We start from the raw sequence: 26,031 nt of genomic DNA on the forward strand, positions 1-26,031 counted from the left end.
CGCCAGCCCTGGAGGCGTGACGGGCGGTCCCAATTAGTTATTCACCGAAAGTGCGTTGCCACCAACCGCGCTTGGCTTTGCTGCCATCCGCCGCGCTTTCGTCAGCATCGTCGGCTTTTTTCGCAGAGGGTTTGGGCGCCTCGCTTGGTGCGTTAACGACAGGCGTGGCTTCTTTGGCCTGTTCTGCGTCGCCTTCGGGAGCCTTTTTCGCGCGAGTTCGCTTCGGCTTAGCCGGTGCTTCAGCGGTCGTTTCCGCTTCTGCATCGACTTTCTTTTTCCGCGTGCGCTTGGGCTTGGCTTCCGCTTCTGCAGCGGGAACCTCGGCATTTGAAGCTTCAGGTTCAGCCTTCTTGCGCCGCGTGCGCTTGGGCTTCTCCACAGGTGCAACCTCGTCTGTGGATTCAGTCTCAGGCGTGTCGTCGACTACCTTTTTCTTACGAGGGGCGCGCTTGCGCTTGGGTTTCTCTTCCTCAGCGGCCTTCTCTGCTGTTTCGGAGGCACCGTCGGGTCCAGCCACCACAGCCATATCTTCGACGACCTGCTCAGACACCTGTTCAAGATTTGCGGCATCTTCCGATGTCACTTCATCAGAATTGCTTCCGCGTCCACGACCACCCCGGCGGCGACCGCCACGGCGGCGACGTTTCTTGGGCTTGTTCTCGCTGTCGTCATCATCGGCATGTGAGGTCTCGGAGACCCCATCATCGTCGTCGCCCTCGGTTTCTTCCGAGGTGTCCTGATCACGGTTCTTGTTGCGCCCGCGGCCACCACGGCGACGGCGACGCTTCTTGTTCTGGCGATCATCATCGTCTTGCGCTTCTTCTTCGACGATTTCGTCTTCGATATCGTCGTCGTCAAAGTCTTCGTCGTCGACGATTGTGTCGAACTTCGGCGCTTCCTTCGGCTTGGGACCGTGGCTGGTGACGCTCATCTTGGCGCCTTCATCTTCGCCTTCAGGCACGATTTCAGCCGTCACACCATAGCGCTTTTCGATCTCGATCAGATCGTTGCGCTTCTCGTTGAGAAGATAGATTGCCGCTTCCGTGCTGGCGCCCAGGCGTATGCGGGTTCCCTTGCCCTTGGCAGCTTCTTCTTCGATCAGACGCAGTGCTGAAAGGCCTGCGGAACTTGCCGTCCGGACAAGACCGGTTCCATCACAATGCGGACACTCGCGCGTGGTCGCTTCGAGGACGCCTGTACGCAGACGCTGCCGGCTCATTTCCATGAGTCCGAAACTGGAGATTCGTCCAACCTGAATGCGGGCACGGTCGCTCTTGAGAGCGTCTTTCATCGCCCGCTCGACCTTGCGGGTGTTCGAGTGATGCTCCTGGTCGATAAAGTCGATTACGACGAGACCGGCCATGTCGCGAAGGCGCAGCTGGCGTGCGATTTCCTTGGCGGCTTCGAGATTCGTGTGAAGCGCCGTCTGTTCGATGTTGTGTTCTTTGGTCGATCGACCGGAGTTGATGTCGATCGACACGAGCGCTTCGGTCGGATTGATGACAAGGTACCCGCCCGATTTGAGCTGGACGACCGGATCGTACATCGCTTTGAGTTGATCTTCTGCGCCATAGCGCTGGAACAGCGGCACGGGATCGACATACTGCTTCACCCTGCGCGCATGGCTGGGCATCAGCATTTTCATGAAAGCCTTCGCGGATTTGAATCCGTTTTCGCCTTCGACGATGACTTCTTCGATCTCGCGATTGTAGATGTCGCGGATCGCGCGCTTGATCAGGTCGCTGTCCGAATGGATCAACGCCGGCGCGGCAGAAGACAGCGTTTTCTCGCGGATCTCGTCCCACAGGCGGGCGAGATAGTCGAAATCGCGCTTGATTTCGGTCTTGGTGCGCGAAAGCCCCGCAGTACGAACAATCAGACCCATCGTCTTGGGAAGGCTGAGATCGCCGACGATCTGCTTGAGGCGCTTGCGGTCGCTGGCCGAATTGATCTTGCGCGAAATGCCGCCGCCGTGGCTGCTGTTCGGCATGAGGACTGTGTAGCGTCCAGCAAGGCTGAGGTAGGTAGTCAGTGCGGCGCCCTTGTTGCCGCGCTCTTCCTTTACGACCTGGACGAGCAATACCTGTCGGCGCTGGATAACGTCCTGGATCTTGTAACGACGACGAAGAGCCATGCGCTTTGCGCGAGCTTCGTCGACTTCCTTGGCGCGGCTGCGGCCCTTGCCCTGACGACGACCGCGACCGCGTTCGCCACGACCGCGGCCTGACTGCTTTTCGTTTTCTTCCGAATCGCTGTCGTCATCATCATCGTCATCGCCATCGAGATGGCCTTCTTCGATGGTGGCTACGTTGTCCTTGTCGGACGTGTCGACTTCTTCAAGACCGTCTTCGGCGAGGTCTTCGGCGAGGGCTTCAGAGCTTTCATCTTCGGCGTCATACTCGTCGCCAGGCAGTTCACCGCGATCTTCCTCTTCGGCGCGCAGGCGTTGCTCTTCCTCAGCCGCTTCGGCTTCGGCTTCGAGCAGGGCAGCACGATCTTCCTTGGGAATCTGGTAATAGTCGGGATGGATTTCGCTGAATGCGAGGAAACCATGCCGGTTGCCGCCGAAATCGACGAACGCGGCTTGCAACGAAGGCTCGACCCTCGTGACCTTGGCTAGATAGATGTTTCCTTTAATCTGCTTCTTGTCGGCAGATTCGAAGTCGAATTCCTCAATTCGGTTTCCCTTGAGGACTGCCACCCGGGTTTCTTCCTGGTGGCGCGCGTCGATTAGCATGCGCGTTGCCATTGATAATTCTCCATGCGCGGCGGGGCGGGGCGTACCCGACCTTCCTGCTGCGCCATTGTGTGTGAAATCCGCCGCCTGAGTTCAGGCGTGCGGCGTTAGCGGACCGGGAAAGAGCACTGCGATTGCTCAACCGGTTATTCGTGTCTGCAGCCGAAGCACAACGCGTATTTCGCATTGCTCCACCCGCCGTCGCTGAAGCCTTTCCGCCAAGCGGAGCTTCATTCGCGAAAGGGGATGAGTGCGTGTGCTGCATCAACCTGTACAAATAAGGGCCGCACCGGGATGGTGGGGCAGAAACGGAGGAGGCATCCCTCTTCGTCGCGGTGTGTCGCGCCGATCGGAGGCACCATGCCGTTAATGATCGCGCTAGCACCGTGGGTTTCTAACGGCAACTGTATTGCGCAATAAGCCTACGAAGCCTTAACTATTTGGTGACCATGATACTTCGTATGCAAATCCTGCCCCCGCTCTTCGTGACTTTGGCCTCGCTGGCCGGGGCGGTGGGACTTGCATATTCAAGCGGCCTGGCCGGGAAAGAACCCGGGCTGGTCCTTCGCACGGAGCTGCCTTCCGTGGCCGGCGATGTCACGCTGCCCGAAGTATTTGGCAGCGACGAGCTTCCGCTGATTGTGATTGATCCGGGGCATGGGGGTTTTGACCCGGGTGCGACTGCATCCGGATATCGCGAGAAAACCCTGGTGCTGGGACTTGCGCGTGCGCTGCGCGATGAGCTGGAAGCGAGAAATATCGCTCGTGTCGCGCTGACCCGTGATGACGACAGTTACCTTTTGCACAGCGAACGATCGGACATGGCCCGGCGCCTTGGTGCCGATTTGTTTTTGTCCATCCACGCTGACAGTGCCGGGGAGCATGGCGAAGTCGAAGGCGCGAGCATTTACACTCTTTCAAACCGCGCATCGAGCCAGGCAGCGGCAAGATTCGCCGCCCGGGAAAATGCCGCCGACACCCTCAACGGTGTCGAGCTTGTTCGCGATAGTGACAGCGTGAACGATATTCTGGTCGAGCTGTCGCAGCGCCGCAGTCAGCAGGAAGCAAACGATTTCGCCCGCCTGATTGAACGTGCGGGAGAGGGCACGCTCGCGTTTCATCCGCAGCCGCGCCGATCCGCTGCCTTAAAGGTCCTCCGAGCCCCGGATATCCCATCGGTTCTTTTCGAGAGCGGCTATATTACCAACGAGGCTGACGCGCGGCGTCTTGCATCTGAGGATGGCAGGCAGGAATTTGCCGATGTGATGGGCCGCGCAATCTCGCTTTATTTCTCGCGGCGTGACGAAAGCTGACACTTTAAGCGATTCTTGTTCTGGCGCCGTGCTGAAATCGCGTGCTAAAGGCCCGCGCTGAAATATGAGTGACACGACCTATCTCGAATATGTGCGCACGCGCCTGACCGGCGATCCGGCTCGGTTTATCAGCTGGATGCGTGAGAACTGGCACGAAAGCCGCCGCCTGCGGGTGGTGACTTATCTCGTCGGTATAGCGGTCATGTTGCTGGTCCTTCTGTGGGCGTCGCTGGCGCGCAATCTTCCTGATGCAGAATCGCTGCTGGAATATGAGACACCGCTGCCCACCGTTGTGCGCGGCGTCGATGGCGAGATCGTACACTCCTACGCCCGCGAACGGCGCGTCCAGTTACAGTATGTGGATTTTCCGCGTCCGATGATCGAGGCCTTTCTGTCGGCTGAGGACAAGACGTTTTTCACCCATGGCGGGGTCGATTTCACCGGCACCCTCAATGCAGTTGTCGATTACGCCGTCAAATTCGGATCGGGCGAGCGAGCGGTGGGCGGATCCACCATAACGCAGCAGGTCGCGAAGAACCTGCTGCTGGGTGATGAGTACTCAGTGACGCGCAAAGTGAAGGAAATGCTCCTCGCACAGCGCATCGAGCAGGTCCTCACCAAGCAAGAGATCATCGAGCTTTATCTCAATGAAATTCCGCTGGGCCGGCGGAGCTTCGGTGTCCAGGCTGCCTCGCGCGCATACTTCGACAAGGATGTTGCAGACCTCGACCTGCATGAAACCGCGTTTCTCGCAATTCTGCCTAAAGCTCCTGAGCGTTACGGGCGTGAGCGGTACCGCGATCTTGCGGTGACGCGGCGCAATTTCGTGCTCGATCAGATGGTCGCGAACGATTTTGTCACGCAGGCCGCTGCCAATACCGCAAAGGCTCAACCGCTTGGCCTCGTCCAGCAACGCAGCGAACGGTCTGCAGATGCTGGATACTTCCTCGAAGAAGTTCGCCGCCAGTTGATCGACGACTTTGGCGAGACGGCCGAGGATGGGGGCAACAGTGTCTACTCTGGCGGGCTCTGGGTGCGAACCTCTCTCGACACCGAATTGCAGGACGCAGCGCGCGATGCGCTAAGAGCCCAATTGCTGAGTTATCACGGTAATCGCGGCTACACCGGCCCGCTCGCGACCCTCAATCCCGACAACGGCAGCCTCCATTCGCAGCTCGCGTCTTCCAACCTCGGTATCAATTACCGTGATTGGCGAGTTGGGGTGATTACCGCAGGCGGATCATCACCGACCATCGGGCTGACCGACGGTGAAGATTACCCCCTATCTGGCGCGCCAGATAATTTGAAAATTGGCGATGTCGTCGCGGCTGAGAAATCGGGTTCCGGATACCTTTTGCGCGCTGTGCCGCAGGTATCGGGAGCCTTCCTTGCAGAGGCTCCGCAAACCGGCCGCATCCTGGCAATGCAGGGCGGGTTCGACAGCCGGCTAGGAAGCTTCAACCGTGCAACACAGGCGCTGCGCCAGCCCGGTTCAACCATCAAGCCGTTCGTTTATGCTGCGGCGCTCGACAATGGAATGACCCCCGCCACTCAGGTTCCCGACCAGACATTCTGCGTTTGGCAGGGTGCTCAGCTGGGTGAGAAGTGCTTCCGCAATTTCGGCGGCGGCGGCGGCGGCGAACATACCCTGCGCTGGGGCCTTGAGCAGAGCCGCAATCTAATGACCGTTCACATCGCCGATGACACGGGGATGCAGAATGTAACCAGTACGATCGCGCGCGTCGGAATAGGCGATTACGACCCCTATTACTCCTTCGCACTTGGCGCAGGCGACACTACGGTCGCGCGCATGGTCAACGCTTACGCAGCTTTGGCAAACTGGGGCAGGCAGAACGAAGGCAGCGTGATCGACTACGTGCAAGACCGCCGGGGGAAGGTCATCTTCCGTTCGGACAAGCGCGAATGCACATCATGCAGCATGGAAGAATGGGACGGCCAGCCCATGCCCCGGTTCGAACCTTCGGGTAAGCAGGTTCTCGATCCGCGCACAGCTTTCCAGATGGTGCACATGCTGCAAGGCGTGGTCACTCGCGGCACTGCCGTGCGGCTGCGCAGCCTGGAGCTACCACTGTTCGGCAAGACCGGCACCACCAACGGTCCAACCAATGCGTGGTTCGTAGGCGGCACGCCGGATATTATTGCCGGGATGTATGTCGGCTTTGACCAACCACGCAATCTGGGTGGCTGGGTGCAAGGCGGGAACACCGCTGCGCCGATCATGAAGCGGTTCGTGGAGGAAACCAAGGATCGCTGGACAGCGCAGGACTTTATTGCGCCTCCCGGCATACGCATGGTCAAGATCGACAGGCGTACGGGTAAGCGCGTGTTCGAAGGCACTCCATCGAATGACCCCAATGCCGCTGTGATCTGGGAGGCGTTCAAGCCAGACACGGAACCACCGCGTTCAACCCGTTCCGATGAACTCGCTGCAAAGCGCGCCGAGATTTTGGAGCTTATCCGCCGAGCCCGGCAAGGGGTGAGGGCAGACCGCGCGTCAAACTCGTCCAGTCGTGACGAACCAGCCGGCGATTTCGTCGAGGATAACGAAGGCCTCTACTAGACAGCTTTCCGTTTGAAGGTGCCCGCCGCTTTACAATCGGCGCTCGCGCGTTAGGTGGACGGGCCAAGGGATTACAAGGAATTTGCGCTATGCGTGCCGAAGGGCAGGCTCATATTGATCGTATCGCCGCCGCGTTGGGACTGGTTCGCCAGTCGCTCGACTGGGAGCGCGCTCTGCGCCGGCTCGACGAACTTGACGCCCGTGTTCAGGACCCCACGCTTTGGGATGATCCGAAGCAGGCACAGGCGATCACTCAGGAACAGAAACGCCTCGAAACCGCGATAAATACGGTTCGCGAAATCGAGAGTGAAATGAACGATGCCGTCGAATTCGTCGAGATGGGCGATGCGGAAGGCGACGAAGAAGTGGTGCAGGAAGGGCTGGCCAGCCTCGCCAAGCTTGCCGACCGTGCGGATCGGGACAAGGTGCAGGCGCTGCTTTCGGGTGAAGCGGATGGCAATGACACCTATCTCGAAATCCATGCAGGTGCGGGCGGTACGGAAAGCCAGGACTGGGCTGAAATGCTCTTCCGGATGTACACCCGCTGGGCCGAGCGGCGCGGCTTCAAGGTCGAAACGGTGGAATACCAGGCCGGCGACCAGGCCGGGATCAAGTCGGCAACGCTGCTGATCAAGGGTGAGAACGCCTATGGTTATGCCAAGACCGAAAGCGGTGTGCATCGCCTGGTTCGGATAAGTCCTTACGACAGCTCTGCCCGCCGCCATACCAGCTTCAGTTCGGTCTGGGTCTATCCCGTAATCGATGACGATATCGACATCGAGATCAATCCGTCAGACCTCAAGATCGACACGTACCGTGCATCGGGCGCGGGCGGTCAGCACGTAAACACCACCGATTCCGCAGTGCGCATTACGCACCAGCCGACCGGTATTGTCGTGGCGAGCCAGAACGACCGAAGCCAGCACAAGAACCGCGCAACGGCTATGGGCATGTTGAAAGCGCGCCTGTTCGAGCGCGAGATGGCAGAGCGCGAGGCTGTTGCTTCCGGGGAATACCAGGAAAAGAGCGACATTGGCTGGGGCCATCAGATCCGCAGCTATGTCTTGCAGCCCTACCAGATGGTGAAGGACCTTCGCACCGGCGTCACTTCGCCCAATCCGGACGATGTGCTGGACGGCGCAGTCGATCAGTTTATCTCCGCAGCACTCGCCCAGCTCGTAACGGGCGAAACGGTCGAGGTGGAGGATACCGAGTGAAGTTTCGCATCGTCACCGTCCTTTGCGTGCTCATCTTGGGCGGATGCGATGTGACTGTCGGCGATGATGAGGCCATCAACACCTTCCCTGAACCGGACAGACCCGTTTCGGAGATCGGTTCGAATCAATTCTCGACCGAAGACGCCCGTGACAGCCGCGGCGAGGCCCAGAAGGTCATGGATCTGGCCGAAATCGGCCCCGGTATGACGGTGGCCGATATCGGCGCCGGAGATGGTTACTACACCGTCCGTCTCGCGCCCCGGGTAGGGAACAAAGGCAGGGTCTTGGCGCAAGACATTGACGGAGATGCGCTTATGCGGCTCGGGCGGCGTGTCGAACGTGAAGGCTTGCGCAACATTTCCATCCGCAAGGGTCAGCCTGACGACCCGATGCTTCCGGCCAACAGTTTTGATCGCATTTTCATGGTCCACATGTATCATGAAATTCAGCAGCCCTACGCGTTTCTGTGGAATATGTGGCCGAGCCTGCGCGAAGGCGGGCAGGTTATCGTGGTCGACGTAGATCGCCCAACCGACCAGCACGGCATCGATCCGCTTCTCTTGTCGTGCGAATTTCGCCGCGTCGGATATGAATTGGTCGAGTTCAAGGCGGCGCCCGAATTGTCGGGGTACTATGCACAGTTCAAGGCAGCCGCTAACAGGCCAGAGCCTAAAGACATAAAGCCTTGCCGGACCGACGAGATCGAACTGGACTAGCCGCAGGCCAGGGCCGCAACGAGAGAGAGAATTACATGAGTTTCAAGGGTCTTAGCCCCATCGTTTATGGCGGCCGCGAAGTCTGGCCGCTGGTCGAAGGCGGGAAGGGCGTTTCAGCCACAAACCATGCAAGCTCCGGTGCCTGGGCAGCCGCTGGCGGCATCGGGACGGTCAGCGCGGTCAATGCAGATAGCTATGACGAGGATGGAAACCCCATCCCGCAGGTCTATCCGCAGGCAACGCGCAAGGAACGCTTTGAACAGCTTGTCCGGTACGGAATTGACGGCGCAACCGAGCAGGTGAAGCGCGCTCATGAAATTTCGGGCGGGAAGGGCGCGATCAACATCAATGTGTTGTGGGAAATGGGCGGCGCACAGCAGGTTCTCGAAGGTGTGCTGGAAAACTGCCCCGGGCTTGTGACCGGTGTCACCTGTGGCGCTGGCATGCCGTACAAACTTGCCGAGATCGCTGCAAAGTATAACGTCCACTACCTGCCGATCGTAAGCTCAGCCCGTGCATTTCGCGCGCTCTGGAAGCGGAGTTATTCGAAAGTCCCGCACCTGATGGCGGCTGTCGTTTACGAAGATCCATGGCTGGCAGGTGGGCATAACGGTCTTTCCAATGCCGAGGATCCGCGCAAGCCCGAAGATCCCTATCCACGCGTCAAGGCGCTTCGCGAAACGATGCGCGCAGAAGGCGTGTCGGAAGATACCGCGATCGTGATGGCCGGCGGTGTGTGGTTCCTGCGCGAATGGAACGACTGGATCGACAATCCCGAACTGGGCAAGATCATGTTCCAGTTTGGCACTCGTCCATTGCTGACCGAGGAAAGCCCGATTCCGCAGGTCTGGAAAGACATGCTGCGAACCGTTGAGCCGGGTGATGTGTTACTCCACAAATTCAGCCCGACCGGTTTCTATTCCAGCGCGGTAAAGACCCCGTTCCTGTATGATCTGATGCATCGGTCGGAACGCCAGATTCCTATCTTCAAGCGTGACCAGGAAGAGGGCACGATCCCCTTGGCCGATCACGGGAAGGCCAAATATTTCTTCGTACATCCCGGAGACCAGCGCAAGGCGCAGGCTTGGATGGCAGAAGGCTTTACCGAAGCACTCAAGACGCCAGACGAAACGGTTGTTTTTGCCACTCCGGAAAGCGCCGAGCAAATCCGTGAAGACCAGCAAAACTGCATGGGCTGTCTGTCGCACTGCCAGTTCTCGAGCTGGAAGGACCATGACAATCATACAACGGGCCGGTTGGCTGATCCGCGGAGCTTCTGCATCCAGAAAACCCTGCAGGACATCGCCCATGGCGGAGACCCGGACGAAAACCTGGCCTTCGCAGGACACGCTGCATATCGCTTCAAGCAGGACCCGTTCTATTCCAACAACTACACGCCGAGCGTGAAGCAGTTGGTGGAGCGCATCCTTACCGGGGATTGAGCCCAATCAACGCCAGAGCTGCATAGCACGAATCGCGTCGGGCATCGTTTCGTCGGTGTCAGGACGCGAGATCGTTCGTTCGACGATCTGCCATTTACGTTTGATTTTCGACTTGCGCCAAAGGTCCATCAGCCAGGTCTGGCCGGTCCAGGGAGTGTCGCCCATTCTTGCATCCAGCGTAAGCTGGGTGGCGAAGACGGCCACGGACCCGTGCCTTCGCACATAGACCTCGTCGAAGCGGTATTCCATGAGCTTGAAGCGCGTGGTTGCCGCTTCCAACCAGCTTGCGCGGTCCAGAATTGCGGCCTTGGTCGAGCCGAGCAGGAAAATGAAATCCCGCGAGGCAAGCGACTTCATCTGGTTGCGATCACGTTGCATCCATGCGCGCATCCAAAGGTGCTCAAGCGCTTCGATTTTCGAGGCAAATTCGTCCATGCACCCAGCAATACTATGCTCGGGTTGCAATGCAACGCGGTTGGTCGCTTTGCTTAGGCGAGACCGGTGAGAACCTGGTCCGGCGGCCTATGGCCATCAGCCCACATGCGGATGTTTGCGATGACCTTGATGCCCGATTCTTCGCGGCCCTCCTGCGTGGCACTGCCGATATGGGGCAGGGTCATGACATTGGGATGCTTGATCAGTCGCGGGTCGACGTTTGGCTCATCAGGAAAAACATCGAGGCCTGCACCCAGAAGGCGCCCGCTCTCGAGCGCTGCGATCAAGGCTTCCTGATCGACCAGGTCGCCTCGGGCGGTATTGATGAGACTGGCACCTTCTTTCATCAGTCCGATGATGCGGGCATCGATCATACCGCGGGTCTCAGGCGTAGCCGGACAATGAAGCGTCAGAATGTCGCTGGTCGCAACGAGTTCATCGAGCGTTTCTACCCACTGAGCGCTGAACATCCGCTCGATGGCTTCGGGCAATCTTTTTCGGTTGTGATACTGGATCTCAAGGCCGAAAGCCCGCGCCCTGTGCGCGACGGCTTGTCCAATCCGGCCCATACCGACGATCCCGAGCTTCTTGCCCCCGAGTTTGCGGCCCAGCATCGCTGTGGGTGCCCAGCCGGTCCACTGACCGCTGCGGATCAACTCGACACCCTCGCGGACGCGGCGCGGAACTCCGATAATTCCCGCCATCGTTAGATCTGCAGTATCATCGGTGAAGACGCCCGGAGTATTGGTGACGATGATCTTGCGCTTGGACGCTGCCTTGAGGTCGATGTGCTCGGTTCCGGCGCCGAAATTGGCGATCAGGCCAAGGTCTGGGCCAGCGGCTGCGATAATCTCTTCATCAATGCGGTCAGTGACCGTCGGAACCAGCACGTCACAGTGCTGCAAGCCTTCGATCAGGCTTTCGCGGTCCAGCGGCCTATCGGCAGGGTTGAGGCGTGCATCGAAGAGATCGCTCATCCGCTGCTCGACATTTACATCGAGGTGCCGGGTGACGAACACGCGCGGAGTGCGATCCAGGCGCTTTGAAGGTGTGTCATTTGAGGTCATTGTCCCGTTCGCTACGCTTAGGTGCGGGAAACGGTCAAGCGGAGCTTGATGCCAATGGCTGGTCAACCTAAACGATTAGCGATGTTTGCACGCCTTTTTGCCTTTTTCTTGCTTACCGCGGCCGCGCTTACGCCGCTCACCGCGCAAGAACGTGAAGTGCCGTATTGGGCAAGCATCCGGGCGACCGAGCTCAACCTGCGTGTTGGCCCAAGCGCCGATTACAAGATCGACTGGGTCTATCGCCGCAAGGGACTGCCGGTGAAAGTCATCCGCGTGATGGAAGGCTGGCGCTTGATCGAGGATCCCGATGGAACGAGGGGCTGGGTCGTCCAGAGGCTCCTGACCCCCGATCGCGGAGCCATCGTTATCGGCGAGGGCGAAAGTGCCATTTACGCCGATCCCAATGCGACCTCGAAGGTCAAGTGGCGGATCGAACCCGGAGTTGTTGGCAAGCTGGGTGATTGCGAACAGGGATGGTGCGAATTTTCAGTCGGCAATCGCGCCGGCTATGTTCCACAACAGCGGTTGTGGGGCGCCGGAGAACCTTAATTCCCTTCCGAGTCCTAGGGCTGCTCTGGTGGCTTGCCGATGGCAGCTTCATCCACTTTGGCGACATCCTCTGACGGCCCGCTTTCAAAGCAGCTTTCTGGTTCGCTCCCGTCTGGATCATAGCAAATCTGATCGCCGTTGAGGCGCCATGTCCCGATCTCTATGGGATTGCCGTCGCCGTCTTGCTCGCTGTAGCTACCGTCCGCACCCAGTGTATGCCGGACGCGGCTTCCGTCCGGCAGTGTCGCTTCGTACGTCCCGGCGATGTCTTCAGGGGAGGGTGCGGCGGGCGAAGGGGCGGGTTCCGGTTCGATCTGGTTGCATCCAGCAAGCAGGATGCAACCAGCCGCTATTTCGAATCCTCGAATGCCGTAAAATCGCCCCATAAGCTGCCGCGCCAATTCCTGATCAGACCAGCTCAACCGCCACGGCTGTCGCTTCGCCGCCGCCGATGCAAAGCGAGGCCACACCGCGCTTCTTGCCTTGCTGCTTGAGGGCGTTGAGCAGGGTTACGATAATGCGTGTTCCGCTGGCGCCAATGGGATGCCCAAGCGCCGTGCCGCCGCCGTTCACATTGATCTTGTCATGCGGAATGCCGATGTCGCGCATGGCGAACATGGCGACACATGCGAAGGCTTCGTTGACCTCCCAAAGTTCCACGTCATCAGCCGACCAGCCGGCCTTCTCCAAGACCTTGTTAATTGCGCCGACCGGGGCGACGGTGAACTCCGACGGTTCCTGTGCGTGCGCAGCCATGGCCACAATCCTGGCGACCGGTTTCTGGCCATTTGCCTTGGCGATGCTCTCGCGGGTCAGCACCACTGCTGCTGCGCCATCCGAGATAGATGACGAGGTTGCCGCAGTAATTGTGCCATCTTTTGCGAATGCGGGGCGAAGCTGAGGGATCTTGTCTGGACGACCTTTGCCCGGCTGCTCGTCATGCTCTACCGTGACGTCGCCTTTGCGCGTGGAGAAGGTCACGGGAACGACTTCATCAGCAAAAGCGCCGCCTTCGATTGCGGCATTGGCGCGGCGGAGCGACTCGATTGAATACTCGTCCATCTGCTCGCGCGTCAGCTGGTACTCGTTCGCCGTGTCCTGTGCGAAAGTCCCCATTGCACGGCCTTCTTCGTAGGCATCTTCCAGACCGTCGAGGAACATGTGATCGTAAGCGGTGTCATGGCCCAGACGTGCACCGGAGCGATGCTTCTTGAGCAGATATGGCGCATTGGTCATGCTTTCCATGCCGCCAGCCACCACGAAATCGACGGTACCGCTGGCCAGAGCTTCTGCGCCCATGATGACGGTTTGCATTCCGCTGCCGCAGACCTTGTTGACGGTGGTCGCCTGAACAGACTTCGGAAGGCCGGCCTTGATCGAAGCCTGCCGGGCCGGAGCCTGTCCGAGACCGGCGGGGAGCACACAGCCCATGTATGTACGATCGAATTTGTCCACTGCGACGCCCGAGCGTTCAACCGCTGCCTTGACCGCGGTCGCACCGAGGTCGGTTGCCGAAACGTCTGCAAGTGCACCCTGCATACCCCCCATCGGTGTGCGAGCGTAAGACAGGAAAACGATCGGGTCGTTCGCGGAGAACTGGGTCATGCTTGTGCTAATCCTTCGGTTCTGGAATATCGGTTGCCAATGGCGACTTATGTGTTGCCCAATAATCTAGTGCTGCATCGCAGCAATATCAAATGGAGAGAATGATGCCGGACGAGCGTACAGGCGAGATGGAAGAAATTCTGCGTAAACAGCGCGCTGCCCATCATCAGATGCGGCCCGAGCCGATGGCGCTTCGCAAGGACCGTATCGAACGGGCCAACAAGCTGCTCAAGGATCATTCCGAGGATCTGTGCAAAGCCATGAGCGCGGATTTCGGCAATCGCTCGCCGATGCAATCGATGATGACCGACATTGTAGGGACCATCAATTTCGGGAAATATTGCCTGAAACGCATGGATGGCTGGGCAAAAGTCGACAAGCGCCACGTCCAGTTCCCGCTCGGCCTGCTCGGTGCAAAAGCCGAGGTCCGATATGAACCCAAGGGCGTCGTGGGTATATTGAGTCCGTGGAATTTCCCGGTCAACCTCACCTTCGGCCCGCTCATGCAGATATTTGCAGCGGGTAACCGGGCGATGATCAAGCCGAGTGAATTCACCGAGAAAACCAGCCAAATGATGAAGGAGTTGGTTGAGCAATACTTCTCGCCTGACGAATGCGCCGTTTTTACTGGTGGACCCGAAATCGCCGCCGCATTTTCCGAACTGCCATTCGATCACCTCGTATTTACAGGCTCGACGCCGACAGGTCGCAAGGTGATGGAGGCTGCTTCCAAGAACCTCGTCCCGGTGACTTTGGAGCTTGGCGGGAAAAGCCCGGTTTTCATGGGAGAAAGTGCCGACTTCGCCAAGGCGGGGGAACGCATCGCCATGGGCAAGATGATGAACGCGGGCCAGATATGCCTGGCACCTGACTATCTGTATGTGCCTGAAAGCAAGCAGGACGAAGCGATCCACGGCGTGTGGCAAGGAACAGCGAACATGTATCCCACGCTTCTCGATAACGACGACTACGCCAGTGTCGTCACCGATCGCCATTTCGACAGGCTTCAGGATATGGTTGCCGATGCGCGCGACAAGGGCGCCGAGGTCATCGAGGTGAATCCTGGCAATGAGGATTTCTCGAACACCAACAGCCGGAAGATGCCGCTCACGATCCTCAAGAATGTCACCGAGGACATGAAGGCGATGCAGGAAGAGATTTTCGGGCCGGTCCTGCCCGTCAAAACTTACAAGAACGTCGATGAAGCGATCAACTATGTAAATGAACACGATCGCCCGCTCGGCCTGTATTATTTCGGCCAGGATTCGGGCGAGCAATCCAAGGTCCTGTCCAAGACAATCAGTGGCGGCGTGACGGTGAATGATGTGGTGTTCCATGTTTCTATGGAAGACCTGCCGTTCGGCGGCGTCGGTTCATCGGGCATGGGAAGCTACCACGGGGTGGAGGGTTTTCGCGAATTCAGCCACGCCCGCAGCGTGTACACCCAGCCAAAGATCGACGTTGCCAAGCTGGCGGGCTTCAAGCCGCCCTATGGCGATGCCACGAAGAAGGCGATCGACAAGATGATGAAGTGATGTTGGGGAAGACCGGCGATGTTATCTCGCGAAAATCGCCGGTCGAACCTTCATTCGCCAGTTATTGGCATTTTGTGCAACCTATCATGCGGGAATTGGGCCTTTCCCACCCTTGCACCAGCCACGCGAGGGGCCTAGAGGCGTCCGCGAACCAAGCCCTCGCTTAGGAATCATTCGTGGTCGACCTCGAACAATATCTACCGATACTGATCTTCCTGTTCATTGCGGCCGTACTTTCGGCGGCATTCGTGTTTCTCCCGATGGGAGTATCGCGTTTGACAGGTGCACACGCTCCAAATGCGGAAAAGCTCAGCGAGTATGAATGCGGATTTCCCGCGTTCGACGATTCCCGCGGCCAATTCGACGTACGGTTTTATCTCGTGGCGATTTCCTTCCTCCTGTTCGACCTGGAGGCATCCTTCCTGTTTCCATGGGCGGTGAGCCTGGACGTGACGGGTTGGGCCGGATGGATTTCGATGGTGGTATTCCTCGGCATTCTGGCGATCGGCCTCGCTTACGAGTGGAAAATGGGCGCACTGGATTGGGACTGATATGAGCCAGCAAATGACTTCCAGCCCGCACGGACGCGATGCACTGATCCAGCCGACGGCACAGTCGGGCGACGTGCTGCATCCGGATCAGGACTATTTCAACGCGCTTCAAACAGAAGTGAATGACAAGGGCTTCCTCGTCACGTCCACGGAAGACCTGTTCCAGTGGGCGCGTACGGGATCGCTATGGTGGATGACCTTCGGGCTTGCCTGCTGCGCGGTCGAGATGATCCATGTGAACATGCCGCGGTACGATATGGAGCGTTTCGGCGTCGCCCCGCGCGCTTCGCCGCGTCAGTCTGACGTGATGATTGTTGCCGGTACGCTGTGTAACAAGATGGCTCCGGCGCTGCGCAAGGTTTACGACCAGATGTCGGAACCGAAATACGTGATCTCGATGGGCAGCTGCGCCAATGGCGGCGGCTACTATCACTACAGTTACAGCGTCGTGCGTGGCTGTGACCGCATTGTGCCGGTCGACATCTATGTGCCCGGTTGTCCTCCCACTGCGGAAGCACTGCTTTACGGCGTGATGCAGTTGCAGCGTAAAATTCGCCGCGTCGGCACGATCGAGAGGTAAGGGCGACATGGCTACGCTTCATTCCGCGCCCCGCTTCACGCTGATCGACGGGCTCAAGGACACGCTTTCCGGCGTCATCGGAAATGCGCTGGTCGAAGCTCGCGAAGAGCACGGCGAGCTGCTGTTTCACGTAAAGCGCGGCGAAATCGAAAACGTGCTTCGCACTCTGCGCGACAATCACGAATACCAGCAGTTGATGGAAATCGCCGGGGTCGATTATCCGAGCCGTGATGAACGGTTCGAGATTGTCTACATGCTGCTTTCGGTCACCAAGAATAACCGCATCATGGTGAAGTGCACGGCTTCTGAAGAAACGCCTGTGCCGACTGTCACGACGCTTTGGCCCAATGCTGGCTGGCTCGAGCGCGAAGTGTTCGACATGTACGGCGTGCTGTTCGACGGTAACCCAGATCTGCGCCGCATCCTCACCGATTACGGTTTCGAAGGGCACCCCTTCCGCAAGGATTTCCCGCTCACCGGCTATGTCGAGCTGCGTTATTCGGAAGACGAGAAGCGCGTGGTTTATGAGCCCGTCGAGCTTGCGCAGGACCTGCGCCAGTTCGACTTCATGAGCCCGTGGGAAGGTGCAGACTACGTTCTTCCGGGCGACGAGAAAGCGGACATGCCGCCGATCGACGAGCCGAAGACTACCGAAAGCCCCAAGCAGACGGGTGCCGGCGCCAAGACGGACGCCAAAGCGGCCGAAAAGGTCAGCGCGGATGCTCCTGCGGAAAAGGATGGCGGCAAAGACTCGCCACCACCGAAACCGACCGAAAACCGCAAGAGCCGGGCAAAGCGGGTCGGCAAGACGACCGATACCGCGAAAGCGACTAAACCGAAAAAGAAGCCTGCCGCCAAGCGCAAGCCTGCAGCAAAGAAGAAGGGCGCAGAATGATGCAGTTCACTCTTCTTTCTGGCGGTAATTCTGCCCCCTATTCCGGCAAGTGGATCTGCGCATGAGCACGGGTTTCCAAATCGAAGAATCGCCAACCACTGGCGACGAGACGATCACCAATTACACGATCAATTTTGGGCCCCAGCATCCGGCCGCCCACGGCGTGCTGCGCATGGTCATGGAGCTTGACGGCGAGATCATCGAACGGATCGATCCGCATGTAGGCCTGCTGCACCGCGGCACCGAGAAGCTGATCGAGCACAAGACCTATCTGCAGGCGCTGCCGTATTTCGACCGGCTCGATTATTGCTCGCCGCTGGCGCAGGAATACAGCTATATTCTCGCCATCGAGAAGCTGCTCAATATCGAAGTGCCCGAGCGTGCGCAGTATATTCGCGTGCTGTTCGCGGAGCTGACTCGCATCTGCAACCACATGCTGAACATCGGCGCGCACGTAATGGACGTCGGCGCGATGACGCCAAACCTGTGGGTGTTCGAACTCCGCGAAGATTGCATGAACTTTTTCGAGCGGATGAGCGGCGCGCGCATGCACCACGCCTATCTGCGTCCGGGCGGCGTCCACCAGGATGTGCCTGAGAAGTTGCTGGTCGACATCGGCGAGTGGATCGACGGCCGACTTCCCGAGCTTTTCGGCGACGCGATGAGCCTCGTGCTCGACAACCGCATCTTCAAGCAGCGCAATGTCGATATCGCCGTTGTGAGCAAGGAAGATGCGTTGGCCTGGGGTTTCTCCGGCCCTATGATCCGCGCTGCCGGTATCCCGTGGGACCTGCGCAAGTCGCAGCCCTATGATGTCTATGACCGGATGCAGTTCGACATTCCCGTCGGCACCAATTCGGATTGCTATGACCGCTTCGTGGTGCGCGTGAAGGAAGTCTACGAGAGCGCCAAGATCATCAAGCAGTGTCTTGCTGAGATGCCCACTGGTCCAATCGCGAGCAGCGACCGCAAGGTTGTCCCGCCCAAGCGCGCCGAGATGAAGCAGTCGATGGAAGCGCTAATCCATCACTTCAAGCTCTACACCGAGGGCTTCCACGTCCCCGCGGGCGAAGTCTATGTCGCGACCGAAAGCCCGAAGGGCGAGTTCGGCGTGTACCTGGTGAGCGATGGGTCGAACAAACCCTATCGCTGCAAGATCCGTCCGACAGCCTTCAGCCACCTCCAGGCAATGGATTTCATGTGCAAGGGTCATATGCTGCCTGATGCCACCGCCATTCTCGGCGCCATCGATGTCGTGTTCGGGGAGTGTGACCGGTGACCAGGTTGCTCATTACTCTTGGGATTGGTTTGAGTACCGGCCTTTTGGCCCTCCGCGTATTTGATCTTACGACGGCTGTGAGCTGCGGTCTCGCGGGTGGCGTGACCGCTATCGCATGGAGCTATTTGAGAAACTGGAATCGAAAAGCAAATGGCTGACCGTAATCCCGCACCCGATACTCCAGAGCTGCGCGAGCGCTGGGGTGCTTTCGAGTTTACCGAGAGCTACCGCGTCAAGGCAGACAAGGCGATTGCGCGCTATCCCGAGGGGCGTCAGCGCTCCGCCGTGATGCCGATGCTCGACCTTGCCCAGCGCCAGGTCGGTGAAGAGACTGATACGCAGGGCTGGCTGCCGCTGCCGGTGATCGAATATGTCGCCGACTATCTCGATATGCCGGTCATCCGCGTGCTCGAAGTCGCCAGCTTCTATTTCATGTACAATATGAAGCCGGTCGGTAAGTACCACGTGCAGGTTTGCGGCACGACGCCCTGCATGCTGCGCGGCTCGGACGGGCTCTTCGAAACCTGCAAGAAGCGCGGTATGAGCAAGGGACATGTCTCGGAAGACGGTCTCTGGACCCTCACGGAAGTCGAATGCATGGGCAATTGCGCCACCGCGCCGATGGTCCAGATCAACGACGACAACTACGAAGACCTCACGCCTGAGCGCCTCGACGAAATCCTCGATGAGTTGGCGGCGGGTAAGCAGCCGAAGACCGGTACGCAGATCGAAGGCAAACGCACGAGTGAGCCGGAGGGCGGCCCGACCACGCTGAAGGAAATGGTCGATGCGAACCACGATTACCGGGGAGAGTGGAAATGAGCGCTGACTGGCTCACCATCATCCTCGCGATCGTCGGCGTGGTCATCGCGTGGAAGGTGCTGAAAGGCATCGTCAAGACCGTGGCGCTCGTGGCAATCCTGATTGTCGCCGCTATCGTAGTGTTCGGGGGAGGCTTCTGATGCTCGCCGATAAGGATCGCATCTTTACCAACCTGTACGGCTTCCAGGACTGGGGCCTGAAGGCGGCGCAGCAACGCGGCGACTGGGACGATACCAAGTCGCTGATCGCGCGCGGCCACGACAATATCATCGAGGAAATGAAGGCTTCAGGCCTTCGCGGACGCGGCGGTGCAGGCTTCCCGACCGGCCTGAAATGGTCGTTCATGCCCAAGGAATCGAAGGACGGTCGTCCCAGCTTCCTGGTCATCAACGCCGACGAATCCGAGCCCGGTTCCTGCAAGGACCGCGAGATCATTCGCCACGACCCGCACAAGCTGATCGAAGGCGCACTCATCGCCGGATACGCCATGCGGGCAAGGGCCGCCTACATCTACATTCGCGGTGAATACATCCGCGAAGCCGAGACGATGCAGAAGGCGATCGACGAAGCTTACGACGCTGGCCTGATCGGCAAGAATGCGTCCAAGTCCGGTTACGACTTCGACGTGTTCCTGCACCGCGGTGCAGGCGCCTACATCTGCGGTGAAGAAACCGCGATGATCGAAAGCCTGGAAGGCAAGAAGGGCCAGCCCCGGCTCAAGCCGCCATTCCCGGCGGGTGCGGGCCTCTACGGCTGCCCAACCACGGTCAACAATGTCGAGAGCATCGCGGTCGTCCCGACGATCCTGCGTCGCGGTGCGTCTTGGTTCGCCAGTTTCGGGCGTGAGAACAACAAGGGCACCAAGCTCTTCCAGATCAGCGGCCACGTCAACAAGCCGTGCGTTGTCGAAGAAGCCCTCAGCATTCCGTTCAGCGAGCTGATCGAGAAGCATTGCGGCGGAATCATCGGCGGCAAGGAGAACCTGCTCGCCGTGATCCCCGGCGGTTCGTCAGTTCCGCTGGTCCCGGCAGAGCAAATCTGGGACGCGCCGATGGATTTCGACGGCCTCAAGGAACTCGGCTCGGGCCTCGGCACGGCAGGTGTCATCGTGATGGACAAGTCGACTGACATAGTCCGTGCGATTTCCCGCCTCAGCTACTTCTACAAGCATGAAAGCTGCGGCCAGTGTACCCCCTGCCGCGAAGGCACTGGCTGGATGTGGCGCATGATGGAACGCCTGCGCACCGGCGATGCTGCAATCGAGGAAATCGACATGCTTCAGCAAGTCACCAAGCAGGTCGAAGGCCACACTATTTGCGCGCTTGGCGATGCAGCGGCTTGGCCAATCCAGGGACTCATCCGCCACTTCCGCCCCGAGCTGGAGCGCCGGATCGAAGAACACAACGCCAGGTTCGCAGAGGCAGCGGAATAATGAGAAGCGCAGCTATTCTTTTGTCCATCGGAGCAGTGCTGTCTGCGCCCGTGGCAGAGCCCGTATTGGCGCAAGCGAGCGAACCGCAGATGCGGGGCGACGAGCAACGGATTGGCACTCGCTTCAAGCGTAAGGCCGAGCAAGCAAACGCTACCCAGTCGCGTCAGATGCAGAAGGACGTGGCGCGCTGTGTAGTATATCGCAACAAGGATCTGTCACGAGAATTGCTCGCGAAGAGCGATACGGTGTCAATCGATTTCTACCAGATCGATGACCTCACTTCTGACGAGTTGTTTGGTGAGCTCGATGTCGCCGATTGCCTTGGACGGGCGGCAAAGGGGGGCACCCTTTCGATCAGCATGAGAATACCTTTCCGAACGCTGCGCAACTTGATGACAGAGGAAGTCTACCTGCTGGACCAGAAGGAACAGCTGGAAATACCTGCGGACGCTCCCGACTATCTCGAAAACCGCTATTATGCCGCTGGCCGCCATCCCGGGGCAATCGCGATGGCTCGCCTCTCGGACTGCCTGACAGTGAACGCACCAGTTGCGGGCGATTCATTGCTCCGCAGCCGTCCCGGATCGTCTGATGAAGAAGAGGCTATCGAAGCCCTGTTTCCAGCGCTCATAACATGCGCTGGCGAGAAAATTGCCGACACCGAAATCGACACTTCCGCGGTTCGCACCGTGATTGCAGACGGTATGTGGGCACGCTTGCATTATGGCCCGACCGCTCCGGTCGCGGCTGCCGAAGAGATTACGAAGGACGACGATGCCTAAAGTCACCGTAGACGGTCAGGAAATCGAGGTTCCGGACGGCGCGACCGTCCTGCAAGCCTGTGAGTTGGCTGGTAAGGAAATCCCGCGTTTCTGCTATCATGAACGACTGAGCATCGCCGGTAACTGCCGGATGTGCCTGGTCGAGGTGAAGCCCGGGCCGCCCAAGCCGCAGGCAAGCTGTGCGCTTCCGGCTACCGAAGGCCAGGAAATTCGCACCGATAGCGAAATGGTGAAGACCGCGCGCGAAGGCGTGATGGAATTCCTCCTGATCAACCACCCGCTCGATTGCCCGATTTGTGATCAGGGCGGGGAATGCGATTTGCAGGACCAGTCCGTGGCTTATGGCCGCGGCGCGACCCGCTATCACGACAGCAAGCGCGCGGTGACCGAGAAGTACATGGGTCCGCTGATCAAGACGGTCATGACCCGCTGCATCCATTGCACCCGCTGCGTGCGCTTCAGCGAAGAAATCGCTGGTGTCGATGAAATCGGCGCGGTCGGTCGCGGTGAAGACATGCAGATCACAACCTATCTCGAGCAGGCGGCCGAGCACGAGCTTTCAGCTAATGTGATCGACCTTTGCCCGGTCGGCGCACTCACTTCGCGCCCCTATGCCTTCGAAGCGCGCCCCTGGGAGCTCAAGAAAACGCTCAGCATCGATGTTTCGGATGCTGTAGGCGCGAACATCCGTTTGGACAGCCGCGGCCGCGAAGTCATGCGCGCACTTCCGCGCACGAATGACGACGTCAACGAGGAATGGATTTCCGACAAGGCCCGCTACCAGGTCGATGGCCTTGGCAAGCGCCGCCTCGACAAGGTTTTCATGCGCAGGCGGGGCAAGCTCGAGGCATCCAGTTGGGACGAGGCTTTCAAGGCCATTGCCAAACAGCTGGAGTCCGACAATTCGAGCATCGCGGCCATCGCTGGCGACTTGGTCGACTGTGAGACCATGTTTGCTGCCAAGGCACTGCTCAAGGCCTGTGGTTCGACGCTGATCGAAGGCCGTCAGACCGGTATGGATTACGACGTGGGCAACCTTGCAGCGGTCAATTTCAATTCCGGGTTCGCCGGGATCGAAACTGCCGATGCGATACTGATCGTTGGCAGCCACATTCGTTGGGAAGCCCCGCTGGTGAATGTCCGCATTCGCAAGGCGGTCAAGCGCGGGGCCAAAGTTTTCGTGGTCGGTCCGCATTGGGAAACGACTTATCCCGCTGAGTTTCTGGGTGAAGACCTTTCGGTTCTTGGCAAGCTGCCAAAGGGCGCAGCAGACGCGATCAAAAATGCAGAACGTCCAGCCATTATCATGGGCGGGGCGGCCCTTGCCAAGGGCGCATTAGGTGCGGGCCTGTCACTTGCCGACAAATTCGGTTTGGTGAAAGATGACTGGAACGGCTTCAACGTCATGCACTTTTCCGCTGCGCGTATGGGCGGGCTGATGCTCGGCTTTGCACAATCTGGCGGCATGGCCGACATCGCCGCGGCTGCTCCGAAGGTTGTTCTCGCGCTCGGTGCGGACGAGATGAATTTTGAACCTTATGCCGACAGTCTCAAGGTCTACATTGGCCACCATGGCGACAAGGGTGCGCATGCGGCAGATATCATTCTCCCCGGTGCAAGCTTCGCCGAGAAGGACGGGACCTACGTCAATACAGAAGGCCGTGTGCAGTTCGCCGAAAAGGCCGTGTTTGCTCCGGGCGATGCCCGCGAAGACTGGACAATCCTGCGCGCTCTTGCCGATGCGCTGAAGGTCGATGTCGGCTTCGACAGCTTCGCTCAGCTTCAAACAGCGATGATCGCGGAAGTTCCGGCGCTGGGCGAAGAAGGCCTTGCAAACTTCGGCGCGCTTCCTGCAGCGGACAAGAAGGCGAAGGCGGAAGGCATCTTGAATGCTTACCCGATCAAGGATTTCTACCTCACCAACCCCATCGCCCGCGCTAGCGAAGTGATGCAGCGATGCTCGTCGGAATTGCTTGGCAATAGCGAGCTGGCGGAGGCCGCGGAATGACCGAATTCTTCCAATCCCTCGGCATGAACTATGAGTGGGCGTGGTTTGTCGCGACCATCTCGGGCATCCTGCTGATCGCTCTGCCGCTTATGTTGGCAGTGGCGATGATCATTTATGTCGACCGCAAGGTCTGGGCGGCGATCAACCTACGCCGAGGCCCCAACGTGGTCGGCCCATTCGGATTGCTGCAAAGCTTCGCTGATGGTCTGAAGGTTTTCCTTCAGGAAACCATCATCCCGAGCGCTGCGAATAAGGGGATCTTCCTGCTCGCACCGATCGTGACGTTTACGGTGGCGCTTGTTGCGTGGGCGGTCATCCCCTTCAGCGCGACAGCCGTGCTGGCGGACATCAACGTCGGCCTGCTGTACATTCTCGCGATCAGCTCGCTGTCGGTATACGGCATCATCATGGCGGGCTGGGCTTCGAATTCGAAGTATCCGTTCTTTTCCGCGATGCGCGCGTCTGCGCAGATGATCAGCTATGAAGTCTCCATCGGCTTCATTCTGGTCTGCGTCGTGCTGTTTGCTGGCACGTTCAATCTCAACGACATTGTTCGCGCGCAGGAAGGCTTCGGACTTGGGTTCATCAACGCCTACGTCGTGCACCCCCTGATCTTCCCGATCTGGGTGATGTTCTTCATCTCCTGCCTGGCGGAAACACAGCGCGTACCATTCGACCTTACCGAGGCAGAATCGGAGCTCGTTGCTGGCTACCAGACAGAGTACAGCTCAATGAGCTTCGCGCTCTTCTGGCTGGGCGAATATGCCAACATCCTGCTGATGTGCATCCTGAACGCGATCCTGTTCTTCGGTGGCTGGTTGCCGCCATTCGACTGGGCGCCGCTGTATTATGTGCCCGGCATCGTGTGGATCCTGCTGAAGACGTTCTTCTTCTTCTTCATGTTCAGCTGGGTCATGGCGACCGTTCCGCGCTATCGCTACGACCAGTTGATGCGCCTTGGCTGGAAAGTCTTCCTGCCGCTCAGCCTGATGTTCGTCCTCGTCATTTCCGGTTACCTCATGGCGACCGGCCACTTCGGAGCCGCCGCATGAGCGTCGCCCATCTGATCAAGTCATTCACCCTCTGGGAGTTCGTGAAGGCGCATGCCCTCACGCTGAAGTATTTCTTCAAGCCCAAGGTGACGATCAATTATCCCTTCGAAAAGAACCCGCTGAGCCCGCGCTTCCGCGGCGAGCATGCATTGCGCCGCTATCCCAACGGGGAAGAACGCTGCATCGCCTGCAAGCTGTGCGAAGCCGTGTGCCCCGCTCAGGCTATCACTATCGAAGCTGAACCGCGTGAAGACGGCAGCCGCCGTACAACCCGTTACGACATCGATATGACCAAGTGCATTTACTGCGGCTTCTGCCAGGAAGCCTGCCCGGTGGATGCCGTGGTTGAAGGTCCAAACTTTGAATACGCAACCGAAACCCGCGAAGAGCTGCTTTATGACAAGGCCAAGCTGCTCGCGAATGGTGACAAGTGGGAGCGGGCAATCGCCGCGAACCTTGAAGCCGACGCACCCTATCGCTAACCGCGCCGCAACCGTAACCGGGGCATCATGATCCAGACTATCGCCTTTTACATGTTCGCGATCATAATGATTGCATCGGCCGTGATGGTAATCACGGCCCGCAATCCTGTGCATTCCGTGCTGTGGCTAATCCTCGCATTCTTCAACGCAGCAGGCCTGATGGTCATCGTCGGGGCCGAGTTCATCGCGATGCTTCTGGTCATCGTGTACGTGGGCGCAGTTGCGGTGTTGTTCCTGTTCGTGGTCATGATGCTCGACATAGATGTAGCGGCGATGCGCGCAGGGTTCGTGCGCAATTTCCCGCTGGGAATCGTCGTCGCGCTCATCCTGCTGGCAGAGCTTGTGCTGGGCATCGGCGCCTATAATGTCGGCGCAATCAATCTGGGCACGCCGCCCGCCGCTGACCTGGCAGTCGCTGCAGAAAGCAACACCGCAGCAATCGGCGCGCTCCTGTATACCCGGTATGTCTTCCTGTTCGAAATGGCGGGCATCATCTTGCTCGTGGCCATGATTGGCGCGATCGTGCTGACGCACCGTCCTTCCAAATCCAAGCGCGGACACCAGGATATTGGCAAGCAGGTTCGCCGCAATCCCGATGAAGCGACCGTCATGAAACAACCCGAAGTGGGCAAGGGGATCGAGCTGTGATCGGCATCGAACACTATGTTGTCGTGAGCGCGATCCTGTTCGTGCTCGGCGTGCTGGGAATTTTTCTCAACCGCAAGAACATCATCATTATTCTTATGGCGATCGAACTCATCCTGCTCGCGGTGAATATCAATCTTGTCGCGTTTAGCGCCTTCCTCGGTGATCTTGTCGGACAGGTTTTCGCGATGTTCGTGCTGACAGTTGCCGCTGCCGAGGCCGCGATCGGCCTTGCTATCCTGATGGTCTATTTCCGCGGCCGCGGCACGATTGCGGTCGATGACGCGCACCGGATGAAGGGATAAA

General features: G+C 58.8%; 25 protein-coding genes. 20 read left to right on the forward strand and 5 right to left on the reverse strand.

Translation table 11 applies throughout. The features are described 5' to 3' along the window. Nucleotides 1-37: 37 nt before the first annotated feature. Entirely contained in the window at nucleotides 38-2,749 is a 2,712-nt protein-coding gene (locus K3166_RS05730) for an Rne/Rng family ribonuclease (RefSeq protein WP_221423703.1), read from the reverse strand. Between the two features lie 437 nt (nucleotides 2,750-3,186). On the opposite strand from K3166_RS05730, the gene K3166_RS05735 reads away from it, so the two are divergent. The 5 genes from K3166_RS05735 to K3166_RS05755 all read left to right on the forward strand — a co-directional run bounded on the left by K3166_RS05735 (nucleotide 3,187) and on the right by K3166_RS05755 (nucleotide 10,006). Next, on the forward strand, nucleotides 3,187-4,050 hold the full coding sequence (locus tag K3166_RS05735) for an N-acetylmuramoyl-L-alanine amidase family protein (protein WP_221423985.1): 864 nt from the start codon (nucleotides 3,187-3,189) through the stop codon (nucleotides 4,048-4,050). A 64-nt stretch (nucleotides 4,051-4,114) separates the two neighbouring features. Then, nucleotides 4,115-6,631 carry a penicillin-binding protein 1A gene (locus K3166_RS05740; RefSeq protein ID WP_221423704.1) on the forward strand — a complete coding sequence of 839 codons (2,517 nt, stop codon included), beginning with the start codon at nucleotides 4,115-4,117 and terminating at the stop codon, nucleotides 6,629-6,631. A gap of 89 nt (nucleotides 6,632-6,720) precedes the next feature. Beyond that, nucleotides 6,721-7,848, forward strand: a complete 1,128-nt coding sequence (gene prfB / locus K3166_RS05745; protein ID WP_221423705.1) for a peptide chain release factor 2 — start codon at nucleotides 6,721-6,723, stop codon at nucleotides 7,846-7,848. Then, nucleotides 7,845-8,564: a class I SAM-dependent methyltransferase gene (locus tag K3166_RS05750; protein ID WP_221423706.1), complete on the forward strand. Its 720-nt coding sequence runs from the start codon at nucleotides 7,845-7,847 to the stop codon at nucleotides 8,562-8,564. Before prfB ends, K3166_RS05750 begins: the two co-directional genes overlap by 4 nt. Before the next feature lie 35 nt (nucleotides 8,565-8,599). Then, nucleotides 8,600-10,006 (forward strand): NAD(P)H-dependent flavin oxidoreductase, encoded by a 1,407-nt coding sequence (locus K3166_RS05755; RefSeq protein WP_221423707.1) that lies wholly within the window; start codon nucleotides 8,600-8,602, stop codon nucleotides 10,004-10,006. Between the two features lie 6 nt (nucleotides 10,007-10,012). On the opposite strand, the gene K3166_RS05760 is transcribed toward K3166_RS05755, so the two are convergent. Both K3166_RS05760 and K3166_RS05765 read right to left on the reverse strand, forming a co-directional pair. Then, on the reverse strand, nucleotides 10,013-10,441 hold the full coding sequence (locus K3166_RS05760) for a nuclear transport factor 2 family protein (RefSeq protein WP_221423708.1): 429 nt from the start codon (nucleotides 10,439-10,441) through the stop codon (nucleotides 10,013-10,015). 53 nt (nucleotides 10,442-10,494) lie between these two features. Then, nucleotides 10,495-11,508 (reverse strand): 2-hydroxyacid dehydrogenase, encoded by a 1,014-nt coding sequence (locus K3166_RS05765; RefSeq protein WP_221423709.1) that lies wholly within the window; start codon nucleotides 11,506-11,508, stop codon nucleotides 10,495-10,497. Between the two features lie 81 nt (nucleotides 11,509-11,589). Between K3166_RS05765 and K3166_RS05770 the strand changes: the two genes are divergently transcribed. Next, nucleotides 11,590-12,057 (forward strand): SH3 domain-containing protein, encoded by a 468-nt coding sequence (locus tag K3166_RS05770; RefSeq protein ID WP_221423710.1) that lies wholly within the window; start codon nucleotides 11,590-11,592, stop codon nucleotides 12,055-12,057. A gap of 14 nt (nucleotides 12,058-12,071) precedes the next feature. On the opposite strand, the gene K3166_RS05775 is transcribed toward K3166_RS05770, so the two are convergent. Together K3166_RS05775 and K3166_RS05780 are read right to left on the reverse strand one after the other, a co-directional pair. Then, a complete protein-coding gene (locus tag K3166_RS05775) occupies nucleotides 12,072-12,479 on the reverse strand; it encodes a hypothetical protein (RefSeq protein WP_221423711.1) in 408 nt (135 codons plus the stop codon). Further along, nucleotides 12,466-13,662: a thiolase family protein gene (locus K3166_RS05780; protein ID WP_221423712.1), complete on the reverse strand. Its 1,197-nt coding sequence runs from the start codon at nucleotides 13,660-13,662 to the stop codon at nucleotides 12,466-12,468. The genes K3166_RS05775 and K3166_RS05780 overlap by 14 nt, the downstream gene beginning before the upstream one ends. A 104-nt stretch (nucleotides 13,663-13,766) precedes the next feature. On the opposite strand from K3166_RS05780, the gene K3166_RS05785 reads away from it, so the two are divergent. From K3166_RS05785 to nuoK, 14 genes are all read left to right on the forward strand, one after another. Further along, nucleotides 13,767-15,197, forward strand: coding sequence for a coniferyl aldehyde dehydrogenase (locus tag K3166_RS05785; protein ID WP_221423986.1), 1,431 nt, complete (start codon nucleotides 13,767-13,769; stop codon nucleotides 15,195-15,197). A 176-nt stretch (nucleotides 15,198-15,373) separates the two neighbouring features. Continuing rightward, nucleotides 15,374-15,748 carry an NADH-quinone oxidoreductase subunit A gene (gene ndhC / locus K3166_RS05790; protein ID WP_221423713.1) on the forward strand — a complete coding sequence of 125 codons (375 nt, stop codon included), beginning with the start codon at nucleotides 15,374-15,376 and terminating at the stop codon, nucleotides 15,746-15,748. Nucleotides 15,749-15,761: 13 nt separating this feature from the next. Continuing rightward, nucleotides 15,762-16,328 carry a NuoB/complex I 20 kDa subunit family protein gene (locus K3166_RS05795; protein WP_221423987.1) on the forward strand — a complete coding sequence of 189 codons (567 nt, stop codon included), beginning with the start codon at nucleotides 15,762-15,764 and terminating at the stop codon, nucleotides 16,326-16,328. Between the two features lie 7 nt (nucleotides 16,329-16,335). Further along, on the forward strand, nucleotides 16,336-17,223 hold the full coding sequence (locus tag K3166_RS05800; protein WP_221423714.1) for an NADH-quinone oxidoreductase subunit C: 888 nt from the start codon (nucleotides 16,336-16,338) through the stop codon (nucleotides 17,221-17,223). Between the two features lie 61 nt (nucleotides 17,224-17,284). Then, complete coding sequence (locus tag K3166_RS05805; RefSeq protein ID WP_221423715.1) at nucleotides 17,285-18,502, forward strand: NADH-quinone oxidoreductase subunit D; 1,218 nt, start codon at nucleotides 17,285-17,287, stop codon at nucleotides 18,500-18,502. A 150-nt stretch (nucleotides 18,503-18,652) separates the two neighbouring features. Beyond that, nucleotides 18,653-19,324, forward strand: a complete 672-nt coding sequence (nuoE, locus tag K3166_RS05810) for an NADH-quinone oxidoreductase subunit NuoE (RefSeq protein WP_221423716.1) — start codon at nucleotides 18,653-18,655, stop codon at nucleotides 19,322-19,324. Further along, on the forward strand, nucleotides 19,321-19,464 hold the full coding sequence (locus K3166_RS05815; RefSeq protein WP_221423717.1) for a hypothetical protein: 144 nt from the start codon (nucleotides 19,321-19,323) through the stop codon (nucleotides 19,462-19,464). The genes nuoE and K3166_RS05815 overlap by 4 nt, the downstream gene beginning before the upstream one ends. After that, complete coding sequence (nuoF, locus tag K3166_RS05820; protein ID WP_221423718.1) at nucleotides 19,464-20,756, forward strand: NADH-quinone oxidoreductase subunit NuoF; 1,293 nt, start codon at nucleotides 19,464-19,466, stop codon at nucleotides 20,754-20,756. Before K3166_RS05815 ends, nuoF begins: the two co-directional genes overlap by 1 nt. Further along, nucleotides 20,756-21,538 (forward strand): hypothetical protein, encoded by a 783-nt coding sequence (locus K3166_RS05825; RefSeq protein ID WP_221423719.1) that lies wholly within the window; start codon nucleotides 20,756-20,758, stop codon nucleotides 21,536-21,538. The genes nuoF and K3166_RS05825 overlap by 1 nt, the downstream gene beginning before the upstream one ends. Beyond that, nucleotides 21,531-23,546 carry an NADH-quinone oxidoreductase subunit NuoG gene (gene nuoG / locus K3166_RS05830; protein WP_221423720.1) on the forward strand — a complete coding sequence of 672 codons (2,016 nt, stop codon included), beginning with the start codon at nucleotides 21,531-21,533 and terminating at the stop codon, nucleotides 23,544-23,546. Before K3166_RS05825 ends, nuoG begins: the two co-directional genes overlap by 8 nt. After that, nucleotides 23,543-24,598, forward strand: coding sequence for an NADH-quinone oxidoreductase subunit NuoH (gene nuoH, locus K3166_RS05835; RefSeq protein WP_221423721.1), 1,056 nt, complete (start codon nucleotides 23,543-23,545; stop codon nucleotides 24,596-24,598). Before nuoG ends, nuoH begins: the two co-directional genes overlap by 4 nt. Beyond that, complete coding sequence (gene nuoI, locus K3166_RS05840) at nucleotides 24,595-25,080, forward strand: NADH-quinone oxidoreductase subunit NuoI (RefSeq protein ID WP_090479327.1); 486 nt, start codon at nucleotides 24,595-24,597, stop codon at nucleotides 25,078-25,080. The genes nuoH and nuoI overlap by 4 nt, the downstream gene beginning before the upstream one ends. Nucleotides 25,081-25,107: 27 nt before the next feature. After that, nucleotides 25,108-25,728, forward strand: a complete 621-nt coding sequence (locus K3166_RS05845) for an NADH-quinone oxidoreductase subunit J (RefSeq protein ID WP_221423722.1) — start codon at nucleotides 25,108-25,110, stop codon at nucleotides 25,726-25,728. Further along, entirely contained in the window at nucleotides 25,725-26,030 is a 306-nt protein-coding gene (gene nuoK / locus K3166_RS05850) for an NADH-quinone oxidoreductase subunit NuoK (protein ID WP_221423723.1), read from the forward strand. Before K3166_RS05845 ends, nuoK begins: the two co-directional genes overlap by 4 nt. The last annotated feature ends 1 nt before the right edge of the window (nucleotide 26,031 follow it).

The organism is Qipengyuania psychrotolerans, assembly GCF_019711355.1.
GTDB classification, from domain to species: Bacteria; Pseudomonadota; Alphaproteobacteria; order Sphingomonadales; family Sphingomonadaceae; genus Qipengyuania; species Qipengyuania psychrotolerans.

Bases quoted from the DNA above. Each gene is read 5' to 3' on its own strand.
- K3166_RS05730 (WP_221423703.1), bottom strand. From the start codon at position 2,749: ATGGCAACGCGCATGCTAATCGACGCGCGCCACCAGGAAGAAACCCGG.
- K3166_RS05735 (WP_221423985.1), top strand. From the start codon at position 3,187: ATGATACTTCGTATGCAAATCCTGCCCCCGCTCTTCGTGACTTTGGCC.
- K3166_RS05740 (WP_221423704.1), top strand. From the start codon at position 4,115: ATGAGTGACACGACCTATCTCGAATATGTGCGCACGCGCCTGACCGGC.
- prfB (WP_221423705.1), top strand. From the start codon at position 6,721: ATGCGTGCCGAAGGGCAGGCTCATATTGATCGTATCGCCGCCGCGTTG.
- K3166_RS05755 (WP_221423707.1), top strand. From the start codon at position 8,600: ATGAGTTTCAAGGGTCTTAGCCCCATCGTTTATGGCGGCCGCGAAGTC.
- K3166_RS05760 (WP_221423708.1), bottom strand. From the start codon at position 10,441: ATGGACGAATTTGCCTCGAAAATCGAAGCGCTTGAGCACCTTTGGATG.
- K3166_RS05765 (WP_221423709.1), bottom strand. From the start codon at position 11,508: ATGACCTCAAATGACACACCTTCAAAGCGCCTGGATCGCACTCCGCGC.
- K3166_RS05770 (WP_221423710.1), top strand. From the start codon at position 11,590: ATGTTTGCACGCCTTTTTGCCTTTTTCTTGCTTACCGCGGCCGCGCTT.
- K3166_RS05780 (WP_221423712.1), bottom strand. From the start codon at position 13,662: ATGACCCAGTTCTCCGCGAACGACCCGATCGTTTTCCTGTCTTACGCT.
- K3166_RS05785 (WP_221423986.1), top strand. From the start codon at position 13,767: ATGCCGGACGAGCGTACAGGCGAGATGGAAGAAATTCTGCGTAAACAG.
- K3166_RS05795 (WP_221423987.1), top strand. From the start codon at position 15,762: ATGACTTCCAGCCCGCACGGACGCGATGCACTGATCCAGCCGACGGCA.
- K3166_RS05800 (WP_221423714.1), top strand. From the start codon at position 16,336: ATGGCTACGCTTCATTCCGCGCCCCGCTTCACGCTGATCGACGGGCTC.
- K3166_RS05805 (WP_221423715.1), top strand. From the start codon at position 17,285: ATGAGCACGGGTTTCCAAATCGAAGAATCGCCAACCACTGGCGACGAG.
- nuoE (WP_221423716.1), top strand. From the start codon at position 18,653: ATGGCTGACCGTAATCCCGCACCCGATACTCCAGAGCTGCGCGAGCGC.
- K3166_RS05815 (WP_221423717.1), top strand. From the start codon at position 19,321: ATGAGCGCTGACTGGCTCACCATCATCCTCGCGATCGTCGGCGTGGTC.
- nuoF (WP_221423718.1), top strand. From the start codon at position 19,464: ATGCTCGCCGATAAGGATCGCATCTTTACCAACCTGTACGGCTTCCAG.
- K3166_RS05825 (WP_221423719.1), top strand. From the start codon at position 20,756: ATGAGAAGCGCAGCTATTCTTTTGTCCATCGGAGCAGTGCTGTCTGCG.
- nuoG (WP_221423720.1), top strand. From the start codon at position 21,531: ATGCCTAAAGTCACCGTAGACGGTCAGGAAATCGAGGTTCCGGACGGC.
- nuoH (WP_221423721.1), top strand. From the start codon at position 23,543: ATGACCGAATTCTTCCAATCCCTCGGCATGAACTATGAGTGGGCGTGG.
- nuoI (WP_090479327.1), top strand. From the start codon at position 24,595: ATGAGCGTCGCCCATCTGATCAAGTCATTCACCCTCTGGGAGTTCGTG.
- K3166_RS05845 (WP_221423722.1), top strand. From the start codon at position 25,108: ATGATCCAGACTATCGCCTTTTACATGTTCGCGATCATAATGATTGCA.